Origin of the sequence: Sphingomonas sp. GC_Shp_5 (genome assembly GCF_026540855.1) — a bacterium.
GTDB lineage: Bacteria > Pseudomonadota > Alphaproteobacteria > Sphingomonadales > Sphingomonadaceae > Sphingomonas.
The window spans coordinates 14475-28640 of sequence record NZ_JALNUP010000012.1 but is presented as its reverse complement, the minus strand read 5'-3'; the positions used below and the strand labels follow the sequence as shown (position 1 = coordinate 28640).

The following is a 14166-nucleotide window of genomic DNA, read 5'->3' as shown; positions in this document are numbered from 1 at the left end:
TATCAGGCCGCCTTGACGGGGGCGAGGCTCGGCCGCGTCGCAGCCGCCTGTTCGACCATCGCGATCACCTCGGCGCGGCGTTCGCCGACCAGCGGGTAGCGCGGCGGCAGCACCCGCTCAGAGCCACGTCCCATCACCTGCTCGGCAAGCTTGATCGACTGGACCAGGTCATGCTCGGCATCGAGGTGGAGCAGTGGCATGAACCAGCGATAGATCTCCATCGCCTTGGCATGGTCGCCCCGCTCGAACGCCGCGACCAGCTCGACCGATTCGCGCGGAAAGGCGTTGGTGAGGCCCGAGACCCAGCCTTGGGCGCCGAGGTACAGGCCCTCGAGCGCGACGTCGTCGAGCCCCGCGAACAGCACGTAGCGATCGCCGAAGGCGTTGCGCACGTCGGTGAAGCGGCGGGTATCCGGTGCCGATTCCTTGACTGCGACGATGTTGGCGACGTCGACGAGCGCGGCGAGCACCTCATTGTCGATGTTGGTGCGATAGGCGGGCGGGTTGTTGTAGAGCATGATCGGCAGCCCGACCTGGGTTGCCACGCCCTTGAAATGCGCAACCAGCTCGAGCGGCTTGGGTACGTAGACCATCGGCGGCAGCAGCATCAGGCCGTCGGCACCCGCGGCCTCGGCAGCCTGAGCATAGCGCACGGCGCGGCGGGTGTCGTATTCGGAGACACCGGTGACGACGGGAACGCGGCCGGCCACCGCCTCGACGATGGCGGTGAGCACCTCAACCTTTTCGTCATAGTCGAACGAGTTGTTCTCGCCGACGGTGCCGAGCGCGATTACGCCGGTAACTCCGTCACGGATCAGATCATCGACGACGCGTTGCGTATCGGCCAAATCGATCGACAGATCTTCACGGATCTGCGTCGTCACGGCTGGAAAAACACCCTTCCACTTGACGGACATTCGGTATCGACCTTCCTGCGATTGCTTATATATACCGTATACGAAAGCGTTGGCTGCAGCGCAACAGGAGATTAGCGTGCAATCAATCGGGATCGTCGGCGGCGGCATCGTCGGGCTGTGTTGCGCGGTGGCGCTGCTCGATGGTGGGGCAAGCGTGACGGTGTTCGAGCCAGACATCGACCGCACCGCCGCCTCTTGGGGCAATGCAGGGCATATTGCCGTCGAGCAGGTAGAGCCGCTCGCATCTGCAGCAGCGTTGCGCTCGGCGCCGGGACGTTTGTTCAGCCGCGGTGGTGCGTTGGCGCTGCCGCCGGCGATGACGCGCGTTTGGCTGCCGTTCGCGGCGCGGCTCGCGGCGGCGTCCACCCCGGCGCGGTTCGGCGCGGGGACGGTGGCGCTTGGCCCGCTGATGGCGGCGGCGATGCCGGCGTGGCAGCAACTCGTCGAGCAACTGGGTGCGAGCGCGCTGCTGCGCCGTGACGGTCACCTCGTTGCCTGGGAAAGCGCGGACACAGCAATCCACGGCCGGCGGCGCTGGGGCGAGACGGCGATCGGCACCGCGCGGTTCGCCGACGTCGATGCCTCGACGCTGCGATGGCTGGAGCAACTGGCGCCGGGGATCGCCGGCGCGATCCGGTTCAGTGGCAGCGGACAGATCGCCGATCTCGGGCAGATGGCCGACGCGCTGGACGCGGCTGTGATCGCGCGGGGCGGGCGTATCGTCCGCGAGCGAGCGCAGCTTGCCGAGCACGCGGGCAGGGTCGGCATCGCCGGCCACGCGTGTGATGAGGTGCTGGTCGCAGCGGGCGTTCGCTCCGCAGCGCTGATGCAGAGCCTTGGCGTCGCCGTGCCGATGATCGCGGAGCGGGGCTATCACATCCGGGCCGCCGCCGAACGCTGGCCGGCCGACCTGCCGCCGGTGGTATTCGAGGACCGCTCGATGATCGTAACCCGCTATGCCAACTGCGTTCAGGCGGCGAGCTTCGTCGAACTCGGTGATCCCGACGCCCCCGCCGATGCGCGCAAATGGGAGCGACTTGAGCGTCATGTCCGCGAGCTTGGCTTGCCGATCGACGGCCCCTTCCGGCGTTGGATGGGCGCGCGTCCGACTTTGCCCGACTATCTGCCGGCGATCGGCCGCTCGACGGCTTTCGCCAATCTGTTCTATGCGTTCGGGCATCAGCATCTGGGGCTCACGTTGGCACCGATCACCGCGCAGATTGTTGCCTCGCTGGTCGCCGGCGCGGCGCCGCCGGTGCCGATCGACGCCTTTACTCTGCAGCGATTCAACAAAGGACGACGCGCATGACCATTGGTGGATCGACCGCGGCCGGTGAACTGGCTTCCGTCCGGCCATGGGCTGACCGGGCGGCACCGATCACTGCCGACGAGCGCGCGGCGCGGCTGGATCGCGCGCGGGCGTTGATCGCCGCGGCAGGTGCGGATGCCCTGCTGGTCGCCGCCGGTCCCAGCCTGCGCTATTTCGCCGGCGTGCCCTGGGGCGCGACCGAGCGGTTGGTCGCGATGCTGCTGCCGGTGGCGGGCGACCCGATCTTCATCTGCCCGCGCTTCGAACAGGGATCGCTCGAGGCGGTGCTCGGCATTACCGGCGCACTGCGCCTGTGGGAGGAAGATGAGAGCCCATACGCACTGGTCGCCGATGCAATGACAGCGGCGGGAACCCGCCGGCTGCTGCTCGATCCGCAGCTGCCCTATGGCATGGCGAGCGCGCTCGCCGCGGCGGGCGGCGGGCTGGAGCTGGCCGACGGCGCCGGCGTGATCGACGGCTGCCGGATGATCAAGAGCGCAATGGAGCTGGCGCTGCTCGCTCAGGCCAAGGCGATGACGCTGGAAGTGCAGCGGCGCGCGGCACTGATATTGGCCCCCGGCATCGCTGCAAGCGAGGTTATTCGCTTCATCGACGCGGCACATCGCGCATTAGGCGCGGTGGCGGGCTCCTATTTCTGTGCGGTGCAGTTCGGCAAGGCGACGGCCTTCCCGCACGGCCTGCCGGGCGACCAGCGGCTCGAGGAGGACCAGTTGGTGCTGATCGATACCGGCTGCCAGATCGACGGCTATCATTCCGACATCACCCGCACCTATGCCTTCGGCACGGTCGGCGACGACGAGCGCGCGATCTGGGAGATCGAGCAGGCGGCGCAGCAGGCGGCGTTCGCGGCGGTGCGCCCGGGCGCGCCGTGCGAGAGCGTCGACGCGGCGGCGCGCGCGGTGCTGGTGAAGGCCGGGCTCGGCCCCGATTATCGATTGCCGGGTCTGCCGCACCGGACCGGCCACGGCATCGGCCTCTCGATCCACGAGCCGGCCTATCTGGTGCGCGGCGACCGCACCCCGCTGGCGCCCGGCATGTGCTTTTCCAACGAGCCGATGATCGTGGTGCCCGAGCGGTTCGGCGTCCGGCTCGAGGACCATTTCCACGTCACCGAGACCGGCGCAGCCTGGTTCACCGACCCGCAGCCGTCGATCGATCGCCCGTTTGGCTGAACCCGCCCGCTGCGGTAGAGGGGACCCGGGATGATGCAGCACATGCCGATCGCGCCGGGCACGCTCTACCTTGCCGCGGAATGGATCATCCGCCTCGGCGCGCTTGCGATCGTGCCGCTGCGGCGCTCGCCGGCGGCGAGCCGCGCCTGGCTGCTGCTGATCTTCTTCCTGCCGATCGCCGGCCTGCTGCTGTTCCTCGCGATCGGCAACCCGCGCTTTCCCGGCTGGCGGACGGCGCGGTTCCGCAAGCTGCGGCCGTATTTCGCCGAGGTGGCGACGCGCCTCGACGATGGCCGACGCCGCAAGGCGGACGGCCCGGCCGCGGCGCTTGCGGGCACGCTTGGCTTCCTGCCGGCGGTGGACGGCAATCGCATCGAATTGATCGACGACTATGACGCCGCCATCGCGCGGCTGGTCGCGGATATCGATGCGGCACGACACAGCGTGCACCTGCTGGTCTATATCTTCGCCGATGACGCCACCGGCCTGCTCGTGGTCGACGCGCTGCGCCGGGCGCGGGAGCGCGGCGTCCGCTGCCGGGTGATGTTCGATCCGGTCGGCTCGCATCATTGGCGGCGGGGCATCCGCCGGGCGCTGGCAGCAGCGGGGGTCGAGGTGCGCGAGGCGCTGCCGTTCAGGCTGCTCGGCCGCCGTACCCGCCGCGACATGCGCAACCATCGCAAGCTGTTCGTGATCGACGATGCGATCGGCTATGCCGGATCACAGAACATCGTCGCGAAGGATTTCCGGCCGGGCGTGATCAACCGCGAGCTAGTGGCGCGACTGACCGGACCGGTGGTGGCGGGCCTCGGCGCGGTGGTGGCGGCCGATTGGAGCATCGAGACCGGCGAGCCGCCGGCGCCACCGCCGCCGATTCCGGCGCCGGCCGGCGATGCGCGGGCGCAATTGTTGCCGAGCGGCGCCGATTTCCCGCTCGAGGGGCTTGAGACGCTGCTCGTCTGGCAGATCCACCAGGCCGTTTCGCGGGTGATCATCGTCACGCCCTATTTCATCCCGGACGATGCGGTGATGGGGGCGATGCGCACCGCGGTGGCGCGCGGCGTGACGGTGGACCTGGTGGTGTCCGCGGTGGTCGACCAGCGGCTCGTCAACCTGGCGCAATGTTCCTTCTACGACGACCTGCTGGTCGCGGGCGTGGGCGTGCATCTGTTCCGCGACTTCCTGCTCCACGCCAAAAACATCAGCATCGACGGGCGGCTCGCGATCCTCGGTTCGAGCAACGTCGACCTGCGCTCGTTCCAGCTCAACGAGGAAGCCAGCCTGTTGCTGTTCGACACGAGCTCGATCACCAGCGTGGAGACGATCCAGCACGGCTATCTGGCCGGCAGCGACACGCTGGATCTCGCGACGTGGCGTGCCCGGCCGCGGCAGCGCAAGGTCATCGAAAACGTCGCGCGGCTGGTCAGTTCGCTATTGTGAGGATCAGGGCGCGGCGGCGTACGGATCGTAGCTGCCGAACGTCCAGACATTGCCCTCCACATCGCGGGCGCTGTAGCTGCGGCCGCCATAGGATTGATCCTCCGGCGGCATGAACAGCTCCGCCCCGGCAGCGCGGGCGATCGCGGCATGGCCGTCGACATCGTCGACCACGACGACGATCGACTGGGTGGTACAACCCGCTTGCTTGACCGTGCGCATCCCCGCGGCTGTCGCAAACGGCGTCTGCAGCGCCGAGGCGAGCATGATCATCTCGCCGTCGCGGATCAATTGGGCGTGGTGGATAACGCTGGGGTCGGTGGGATCGGGGTAGATCGCATGGCGGCTGAAGCCGAACGCCTGGCACAGGAAGTCGATCGCGGCTGGGGCGTCGGTGTAGCGCAGCACCGGGATGATGGCGGGACGGATGGGCATGTGATCCTCCTTGGCTAAGGGATACGCGCACATGGGCAGGCGAGGTCACCGATCTCGGTGATCGCACGGTGCGCCGAAAATCGATCGTCCCGGCTCGATCGTCAATGCCACCGCAAAAGCCGCGCCATCACCGGCCGTCTCGCGCTAGACAGCGATGCTGCCACCGTATGAGGACCGATGCCATGATCCTGCCGCTGCTGCTCGCGCTGCAAAGCGCGCCGAGTGACAAGCTGCCGCCCGCCAACCCCGTGCCCTATGCGGATCCCGATGCGAGGGCGGTGATGGCGCCGATCGATGCGCTGTTCCGCGCGATGGCGGCGAACGACGGTGCCGGCGTGATCGCGCAGGTCCGGCCCGAGGGCGGGGCGACCGCGATGGAACAGACGGCCGGCGGCAGCCGGCTGCGCCATTACAGCTGGCCCGAGTTCGCCGCCCTGTTCAAGCCGGGCGGTCCGCGGCTCGAGGAGCGGCTCAGCGACCCCGCGATCGAGGTGGACGGCGACATCGCGATGGTCTGGGCGCCCTACACGCTGACCATGAACGGCAAGCCGCTGCATTGCGGCACCGACCATTTCGATCTCGTCCGCGACGGCGGGCGGTGGACGATCCTCAACGTCACCTGGTCGAGCCGGACCACCGGATGCAGCACCAGCTGAGCGTCGCAGGACTGCCGGCCCAGCGGAGGCTGGGATCTTTGAGCCGAGCGGACCGCAAGAGCCGCCAGAGACCCCAGCTTTCGCTGGGGTGACGGCGGTGGGTCAGCTCAGCCGCACTTGCTGTAGCCACACTGGTAGCAGGTGAGGCAGCCTTCGATCTTGTGCGCGGTGTTGCGCTTGCAGTTCGGGCAGGTCTCGCCGGTTTCGGGGGCCTCCTCGGCGAACAGTTCCTGCTGCGGCGCCGAATGCTGGCGCAGGATGCGGCCGATCAGCGCGATCAGGCTGGGAGCGTAGGTGCCCTTCTTCTCATGCTCCAGCCGGACCAGCGCGCCGCCCTTGGGCGAATGGACCCGCTCCAGCTCCTCGAACAGGAAGGTCGCGTCGCCGCGCCGGCAAGCGGCCGAGAGCGTGCGGGTGAGCGCCGCCATCGTCTCGAAATTTTCCACCGACGAGGTCGAGATGAAGATCTCGAACGGCACGCGGCGGCCGTCGGCATGCGTATAGTCGTTGATGGTGAGATAGTAATTCTCGCCATCGATCGGCCATTTGATCTTCACCGTCTTGCCCGGCAGCACCTGCGGGCGGGTGAGGATGTCGTCGTTGTTGACCGCCGGGGCAGCCTCGGCCGCGACGGCGAGCTTGGCGTCTTCCTTGATCGACAGCACCGAGCCTCGCACCCCGCTCGGGCGGTAGGTGGTGCAGCCCTTCATGCCCTCATGATAGGCGGTGAGATAGACCTCGCGGAACGCCTCGTAGCTCATCTCGGCCGGGCAGTTGATCGTCTTGGAAATGGCGGCGTCCACCCAGCGCTGCGCGGCGGCGGCGACGGCGATGTGATCGTCCACCGACAACTCGAGCGCACCGACCATGTAATCGGGCAGCGGCGCCGACGCGTCATAGCCGGGCAGGCGGGTGTAGAGATACCAGCCGTAATCCTGGACCTCGAACTGCTCGGTCTTCTGCTCGACCGCGGTCTGCTCGATGACGACGGTGCGGTTGTAGTGCCAGCTGAAGGTCGGCTCCACGCCCGAGCTGACGTTGCCGTAGAAGATCGAGGTGGTGCCGGTCGGCGCCAGCGTCAGCAGCACGCCGTTGCGGATGCCGTGCTCGGCAATGGCAGCGCGCAGCTCGGCAGGCAGCTTCTGAAGGAAGGGCGCCTTGGCGAACTGCTCGGCATCATAGGCCGGGAAGGCGCCACGCTCCTGCGCCAGCTCCACCGAGGTGCGATAGGCCTGGATCGCGATCGCCTCGCCGACCTGCTCGACCAGCGGTACCGAGGCTCGGCCGTAGCGGATCATCATCTGCTGGAGCAGGTTGCCGAGCCCGGTGTAGCCGAGGCCGATGCGGCGCTTGTTGAGCGCCTCGGCCTTCTGCTCCGCGGTGGGGAAGGGCGAGGTGTCGAGGACGTTGTCGAGGAAGCGGACGCCGGTGGCGACCGCGGCGCGCAGCCGCTCCCAATCGACCCGGGCACGCTCGGTGAACGGATCGAGCACCATGTTGGCCAGGTTGACGTGGCCGAGGTCGCAATCGCCGTTCGGTGGCAGCGGCTGCTCGCCGCACGGATTGGTGGCGGCGATCGTCTCGCAATATTTGAGATTGTTGAGCTTGTTGACGCGATCGATGAAGATCACGCCGGGCTCGGCGAACTCATAGGTGGTGCGCGTGATCAGGTCGAACAGCTCGGCGGCGGGCAGGCGCCGATAGATATACCAGGGACGGCCGTCCTTCTCGGTGACGCCGACATGCTGGCCATCGGCGCGCGGCACGTGGAAGCCGAGGTCCCAATCCTCGCCCTTCTCCAGCGCGGCCATGAAATCGTCGGTGACGGTGACCGAGACGTTGAAGTTCTTGAGGAAGTCCTTGCGGGTCTTGGCGGTGATGAAGGCGAGCACGTCCGGGTGCCAGACCGGGAGCACGCCCATCATCGCGCCGCGCCTCGAGCCGCTCGAGCGGATGGTGACGCACATCCCGTCCCACATCACCATGAACGGGATCACGCCCGACGAGATCGAGCCGGTGCGGCCGACCACCGCGCCATCGGGGCGCAGCGTGCCGAAATCCATGCCGATGCCGCCGCCCTGCTGCTGGGTGAAGGCGGCGACGTTGAGCGCGGGCATGATCCCGGTGCCGGGCAGATCGGGCTCGCTATCCATCGAGTCCTGGATCGTCGGGCTGACGAAGCAGTTGATCCAGGTGACGCGCTTGCCGGTGCCGGCACCGGCGAAGATCCGCCCGCCGGGCACCCAGTCACGGGCCTCGAGCGCGGCGAGCCCGGTGGCGGCATGCGCCTGATCCTGGCCGTACACGCCGCCGACGACGCGGGCGAAGGTGTCGGACGGGGTCGCCTCGTTGCCGTGCCGGTACTTCTCGCGCCAGATGTGTACGGTGACCGGCTGATCGAGCGGGCCGGCATGGGTGTTCGTCATCGCGCGTTCCTTGTTCGGCCGCGCACCAGGGTTCGCCCTGGCTGCAGGGACGTGTGGCTGGTATCGGCCATGATTCTGTCGCCTATATATGGCGTGTCTTGCAGCCAAGTACCACCACTCATGGTGTTATCAGCTGCATTTCCTGCTTCGACCCGTCCGGTGAGGGATGCCGTCGCACAGCCGCTGGTGTGGGCAAAGGAGGCTGCGAAGGCAAGCGCCTTGCGCTTCCGTTCGTCGCCCGCGCACGGCGGCGCCTGCGGTGACGGGGCAACAATCGCGGTTGCTCTCAAGCGCCTGCCGCGCCACGTAGACGCATCAACTTTCCCGCTCGGATACCCGCTTCATGATCAAGCCAATGCTGCTCGCTGCCGTGTCGATGCTGATTCTCTCGCCGGCGGTGGCGCAGCAGGTGCCGCCGGGGAGCAAGGATGGCGCGGCGACCGCGCAGGCCGCGGGCGATATCCCGGCCAAGTTCACCCCGCCGTCGGCGCAGAACGATTATGACAAGCGCGTGGTGATGATCCCGATGCGCGACGGCACCAAGCTCTACACGGTGATCGTGGTGCCCAAGGGCGCCACCAACGCACCGATCGTGCTCACCCGCACGCCCTATAACGCCAAGGCTCGCGCGAGCCGGGCGGACAGTTCGAGCATGCTCGCGACGCTGCCGCTGTCCGACGAGATGTTCGTCAAGGACGGCTATATCCGCGTCTACCAGGACATCCGCGGCAAATATGGTTCGGAGGGCGATTACGTCGTCACCCGCCCGGTGATCGGCCCGCTCAACCCGACCAAGGTCGATCACACCACCGATGCCTATGACACGATCGACTGGCTGGTGAACAAGGCCAACCTGCCCGAGTCGAACGGGCGGGTGGGGATGATCGGCTCGTCCTACGAGGGCTTCACGGTGGTGATGGCGCTGCTCCATCCGCACCCCGCGCTCAAGGTCGCGGCGCCCGAAAGCCCGATGGTCGACGGCTGGATGGGCGACGACTGGTTCCACAACGGCGCGTTCCGCCTCGCCAACATCGCCTGGCTCGGCAGCCAGACCGGCTACAAGGGCGCCGGCACCGCGCCGCCGACCGGCGGCTGGGACGATTACGACAATTTCCGCGAGATCGGCTCGGCCGGCGCCTGGGCCAAGAAGTCGGGCTACGACCAGCTGCCTTACTGGCAGCGGATGGTGTCGCATCCCGCCTATGACGCCTTCTGGCAGGGCCAGGCGCTCGACAAGTTGATCGCCGCCAACCCCTCCGACGTGCCGACGATCTGGGAGCAGGGATTGTGGGACCAGGAGGACATGTATGGCGCGATCCATAGCTGGGAGGCGCTGAAGGCGGCCGGCAAGATCGGCAACAACCATCTGGTGATGGGGCCGTGGCGCCACAGCCAGGTCAATCGCGAGGGCCGCAGCCTCGGGCCGTTCCAGTGGAATGGCGACACCGCGCAGCAGTTCCGCGAGCAGATGGTGCTGCCGCTGTTCGACCAGTATCTCAAGGACGGTCCGGCCGCGAACCTGCCCGCCGCGGCGATCTACAACACCGGCGAGAACCATTGGGACAAGCTCACCAGCTGGCCGCTGGCGTGCAAGGCGGGGTGTGCCGCGCCGCTGACGCCGATCTATCTCGGCGCCGACAGTTCGCTCGGCTTCGCCAAGGTGGCGACCGGCGAGGACAGCTATGTGTCCGACCCCGCCAAGCCGGTGCCGCACCTGCCGCGCCCGGTGAATTTCGAGGACGGGCGCTGGGGCGACTGGCTGGTCAGCGACCAGCGCGGCGTCGATGGGCGGCCGGACGTGCTGAGCTACAAGGGTGACGTGCTGACCCAGCCGGTGCGCGTCTCGGGCGCGCCGATCGCAGATCTGTTCGCGCGCACCACCGGCACCGACGGCGATTTCATCGTCAAGGTGATCGACGTGTTCCCGGCCGAGAACGCCACCGATCCCAAGATGGGTGGCTATCAGCTGGCGATCAGTCAGGACATCTTCCGCGGCCGCTATCGCCAGAGCGTCAGCAAGCCCTCGGCGATCCCCGCCGGCAAGGTGCAGGAATATAGCTTCCGCCTGCCGATGGTGAACCACGTGTTCCAGCCGGGCCACCGGATCATGATCCAGGTCCAGTCGAGCCAGTTCCCGCTCTACGATCGCAATCCGCAGACCTATGTGCCCAACATCTTCCTGGCGCAGCCGTCGGATTATCGAAAGGCGACGGTGACGATCGAGCGCGGCGGCGCCAACGCCAGCCGGGTATGGCTGCCGGTGGTGCCGGTCGACCAGGCGGCGGTGATGGCGCGCTAATCGACCCGCGCGGCGTGACCGATCTGCCGGACCGCCGGGCGCGAACCGCGCACCGACTGGCGATCTACGATCTCGATCGGACGATCACCCGGCGGCCGACCTGGACGCCGTTCCTGATCGCCGCGGTGCGCGCCCGGGCGCCATGGCGCTGGACGCTGGCACCGGTGGTGATCGGTGCGGCGCTGCTCAACCAGCTCGGCGCGATCGACCGGCGATCGCTCAAGCAGGTGATGCACCGGGCGGCGCTGGGCACGCTCACCGACGTCGAGGCGACGGCGCTTGCCGAGGCCTTCGCCGACGATTTCGGCGCGCGCCACATCTACCCGGCAGCGCGGGCGCGGATTGCCGCGGATCGGGCGGCGGGTTTTACCATCGTCATCGCCACCGCGGCCTATGACTTCTATGCCGAGGCGCTTGCCCGAGCTGTGGGCGCCGACGCGCTGGTCGCGACCCGCGCCACGCGCGGTGCGAAGGGACGGATCCTCCCGCAGGTTGCCGGCGACAATTGCTACGGTCCGGCCAAGCTGGCGATGATCAAGGCGTGGATGCGCGAGCAGGGGATCGCGCGTGAGCAGGCGTTGGTGCGCTTCTATTCGGATCACCGCTCCGACGCGCCGACCTTCGCCTGGGCGGACGAGCCTTTCGCGGTCAATCCGCACAAGCCGCTGCGACAGCTGGCGGCGGCGCAAGGCTGGCCGGTGCTGGAGTGGCAGGAGTAATGCTGCCCCGCACGCCGCGATTACGGCTGCAGGCGACCTTGTTCGACGATGCCGCGTACCGCCGCGAGATCCGCCGATGAATCGACGTCCACTGCCGCGAGGCCGTAGGGGCTTTCGACCACCACAGCCTCGATCCCCGCGAGCCGGCCGAGATGCGCCACCGCGTCGCGCAGGGTAAGCCGACCGAGCAGGTAACGCACCAGCATGCCGATGCCGAAGCGGCGGACGATACGCCACGGCCGCTTGCGATCGGCCTCCACCGACTGCCACAGCGCCAGCGCGGCGGCGCTGCGGGGAGTGGCGAAATAGAACAGGTTGCAGCCGGACCAGGCGCCATCGGCAAAGCGCAGATAGGTGCGTTTCGAGCCGGGCAGAGCCGCTTCGATGCTCTCCCGCCGCGCGAGCAGCACCGCGACATCGGCGGCGGGCGGTACCGCGGCGATGAAGTCGCGGACCCATGCCGGCTGCAGCAGGGCGTGGTCGGCGGTGGTCACCACCAACGGCGTGCCCAGCGCCGCCAGCGCCGCGCCGACGCTGAGGCTCGGCCCGGCGGCGGCGGGAATCACCCGCAGATCGAGCGCGGTGGCGGCATCGCTGACGGGGCCGGTGGAGGCGGACACGCCAATCGTGGCGATCCCGGCGCCGCGCAGGCTGGCGGCGACCCGCACCAGCAAGGTGCTGCCATCGAGCGTGATCAGCGCCTTGTGGGGTACGCCGGCGTCGGCCGCGAGCGGATCGATTCCCGGCCGCGAGCCGGCGAGGATCAATGCGCTGGGCGAAGCGGTCGGATCAGCCACGGCGCGCGCGCCAGACGGAGAAAAACACACCGGGTGCGGCGAGCACCGGATGGCGTTCGCGCCACGGCGTCAGCCGCACGGCGACCCCGGTATGGCGCTCGATCTTCCACGCCCCGTAGCGCGCCGCGCCGTCAAAGGTGAAGGCGGCGCGGATCAGCCGGGCGATGTTGATCGGCTTGCCCATCGCGCGGCGGCGGCGCCACTGCCGCCGCAGGCGCGTGCGTGTGTCGTGGGCGAGTTGCGGCCGGTAGCGACCGTTATCCTCGGTGAAGCTCACCTCCCCGGCCGCCCAGGCGAGCGGCAGCAGCGCGACATAGTGGTCGTGATCACGGGCGATGAACTGCTCCTCGCGGCCGCTGCGTTCCACCCGCAGCTCGGCGGCGTAGGTAGCGCGGAACAGCGCCCGCCAATAGTCCACCGCGGCGCCGTCATCGGGACCTAAGGCCGCCGCGAAGCGCGCCGCCGATATCGCCGCCGCGGCGACCGCATCTCGGGTGTGGCGCGCCGCGGCCGCGTCGGCGGTCCAGGCGAGCGCGGCTGGCTGGGCGAAGCGCGCCCAGATCGTGGTATCAAGTGTCTGTGCCGCCGCGGCCTGCGCAAAGGTGGCGAGCCGCATGGTTGCGATCTTCGCACGCAGGGTGACGCCGTCAATCTCCACCTCGCGGTAGCTCACCGTCGGCCACATGCCGCGCTCGACCGGCCCGGGGGTCAGCACGTAGAAATCGAGCACGCCTTCCAGCGCGCCGCTGCGCAGGTTTGAGCCATAGAACAGCACCGAACGGGCGTTTGCTTCGGCGCCGAGTTGCCTCGCCAGCGCCGCCACCGCGGGGACGATCGAGGCAGCCAGAGCGCGTTCGACGAACGCGCCGAGCGTCTCGCTCACGGCACCACGAAGCGCAGCGCCGGCGCGCGGCGCAGGACGTACTGGCCGCGCGGGAAGCTCTCGCCATCGAGGATGAAGCTGGTGTCGGTGTCGATCGTCACCGTCGACGCATCCACGCGATGATAGCCGTGCTTTTCCAGCGCGCGCGTTTCGCGGCCCGCAAGCAGCGGTGCGAGCATCATCGCCAGCCGCCGTGGCGGTGCATCGACCACCAGCAGCTTGAGCCCGGGACGCTGGCTGCCGAACGGCTTCAACCCGAGCGGCAGCCGCTCGAGCGTCGAGGCGAGCATGATATAGCGGTCATCGGTGCCATCGGGCCGGGTGTCGTGCATCCGGACCGCGCGGTCATCAAACCCGAGCCCGATGCGGCTGCCGGCACGCCAGGCGCTGGTACCCCGGCCAAACAAGGTCTGGCCGATCCCCCAGGCGAGCGCGAGGCCGACGGCGATGCTGTTGAAGGCGCCGGCGCGATGGGTCTGCTGGGCGAGTTCGGTGGCGTCGACGAAGGCGCCGGCGCCGAACAGGAAGCCGCGCACCGCGAGCGACTGGGTGTGGCGCTGCTCGATCTCGATCGGCGAGCGGCTGACGGTGTGGCCCTGGCGACCGGCGGCGAGCGCGGCGTCCAGGCTCCAACCGTCCGGCAGGCCAAGGTCGACCGCGAGTGCATTGGTCTTGCCCGAGGGGAGGATGGCGATATCCGGCCAGCCTGAATCCCAGACATCGCCGGCGCAGGTCAGCACGTCACGGATCGTGCCGTCGCCGCCGTCGATGATCAGCAGGTCGATATCCTTGCTGGCGAACATCGCGAGGACGTCGCGCAGCTCGGCGCGGGTTGCCGGGGCGGCGCCGATCACGTCGGAGCGGCCGAGCGCGGCGATGCTGCCGCCGATGTTGCGATGGCTGCGCGGATTGCTGATCAGGCCGGCAAGCCGCAGCCGGCGGGCACCGACGCGCGGCGCGCGCGTGACGGTGTAAGGCCGATCGCTTGTCGGCTGTAGGGCAAGCCTCGGCAGCGCCCCGAAGTCGTAAATGCTTCCGTTCACCAGGATGCTGTAATTCCCCAGCGCGGCAAGCGGCTACAGAAATGTGACGGGA

General features: G+C 68.5%; 12 protein-coding genes. 6 read left to right on the top strand and 6 right to left on the bottom strand.

Going from position 1 to position 14166, the window contains the following annotated elements; genetic code table 11:
• Positions 1-2 precede the first annotated feature (2 nt).
• The gene (locus tag OXR60_RS11100) at positions 3-917 is read right to left on the bottom strand and encodes a dihydrodipicolinate synthase family protein (RefSeq protein WP_267395963.1); all 915 of its coding nucleotides are present in this window, start codon (positions 915-917) and stop codon (positions 3-5) included.
• A 76-nt stretch (positions 918-993) separates the two neighbouring features.
• Between OXR60_RS11100 and OXR60_RS11095 the strand changes: the two genes are divergently transcribed.
• The 3 genes from OXR60_RS11095 to OXR60_RS11085 are packed head-to-tail and all read left to right on the top strand — an operon-like array spanning position 994 to position 4859.
• Entirely contained in the window at positions 994-2226 is a 1233-nt protein-coding gene (locus tag OXR60_RS11095; protein ID WP_267395962.1) for an FAD-dependent oxidoreductase, read from the top strand.
• Positions 2223-3419 carry a Xaa-Pro peptidase family protein gene (locus tag OXR60_RS11090; protein ID WP_267395961.1) on the top strand — a complete coding sequence of 399 codons (1197 nt, stop codon included), beginning with the start codon at positions 2223-2225 and terminating at the stop codon, positions 3417-3419. Before OXR60_RS11095 ends, OXR60_RS11090 begins: the two co-directional genes overlap by 4 nt.
• 33 nt (positions 3420-3452) lie before the next feature.
• Complete coding sequence (locus OXR60_RS11085) at positions 3453-4859, top strand: phospholipase D-like domain-containing protein (RefSeq protein ID WP_267396049.1); 1407 nt, start codon at positions 3453-3455, stop codon at positions 4857-4859.
• Between the two features lie 3 nt (positions 4860-4862).
• Here the strand turns inward: OXR60_RS11085 and OXR60_RS11080 are convergent, their stop codons facing one another.
• Positions 4863-5291 (bottom strand): VOC family protein, encoded by a 429-nt coding sequence (locus OXR60_RS11080; RefSeq protein WP_267395960.1) that lies wholly within the window; start codon positions 5289-5291, stop codon positions 4863-4865.
• A 167-nt stretch (positions 5292-5458) separates the two neighbouring features.
• On the opposite strand from OXR60_RS11080, the gene OXR60_RS11075 reads away from it, so the two are divergent.
• The gene (locus tag OXR60_RS11075) at positions 5459-5947 is read left to right on the top strand and encodes a nuclear transport factor 2 family protein (RefSeq protein ID WP_267395959.1); all 489 of its coding nucleotides are present in this window, start codon (positions 5459-5461) and stop codon (positions 5945-5947) included.
• Between the two features lie 107 nt (positions 5948-6054).
• On the opposite strand, the gene OXR60_RS11070 is transcribed toward OXR60_RS11075, so the two are convergent.
• The gene (locus tag OXR60_RS11070) at positions 6055-8373 is read right to left on the bottom strand and encodes an adenosylcobalamin-dependent ribonucleoside-diphosphate reductase (RefSeq protein ID WP_267395958.1); all 2319 of its coding nucleotides are present in this window, start codon (positions 8371-8373) and stop codon (positions 6055-6057) included.
• 343 nt (positions 8374-8716) lie between these two features.
• Here OXR60_RS11070 and OXR60_RS11065 point away from each other — a divergent pair, with 343 nt between their 5' ends.
• Positions 8717-10672, top strand: coding sequence for a CocE/NonD family hydrolase (locus OXR60_RS11065; protein ID WP_267395957.1), 1956 nt, complete (start codon positions 8717-8719; stop codon positions 10670-10672).
• A gap of 14 nt (positions 10673-10686) precedes the next feature.
• On the top strand, positions 10687-11391 hold the full coding sequence (locus OXR60_RS11060) for an HAD-IB family hydrolase (RefSeq protein ID WP_267395956.1): 705 nt from the start codon (positions 10687-10689) through the stop codon (positions 11389-11391).
• Between the two features lie 20 nt (positions 11392-11411).
• Here OXR60_RS11060 and OXR60_RS11055 read toward each other — a convergent pair whose 3' ends face one another.
• From OXR60_RS11055 to OXR60_RS11045, 3 genes are read right to left on the bottom strand one after another with little or no spacing between them, the layout of a single operon-like run.
• Positions 11412-12188 (bottom strand): nucleotidyltransferase family protein, encoded by a 777-nt coding sequence (locus tag OXR60_RS11055; RefSeq protein ID WP_267395955.1) that lies wholly within the window; start codon positions 12186-12188, stop codon positions 11412-11414.
• Complete coding sequence (locus OXR60_RS11050) at positions 12181-13071, bottom strand: hypothetical protein (RefSeq protein WP_267395954.1); 891 nt, start codon at positions 13069-13071, stop codon at positions 12181-12183. The genes OXR60_RS11055 and OXR60_RS11050 overlap by 8 nt, the downstream gene beginning before the upstream one ends.
• Entirely contained in the window at positions 13068-14114 is a 1047-nt protein-coding gene (locus OXR60_RS11045) for a diacylglycerol kinase family protein (RefSeq protein ID WP_267395953.1), read from the bottom strand. Before OXR60_RS11045 ends, OXR60_RS11050 begins: the two co-directional genes overlap by 4 nt.
• Between the last annotated feature and the right edge of the window lie 52 nt (positions 14115-14166).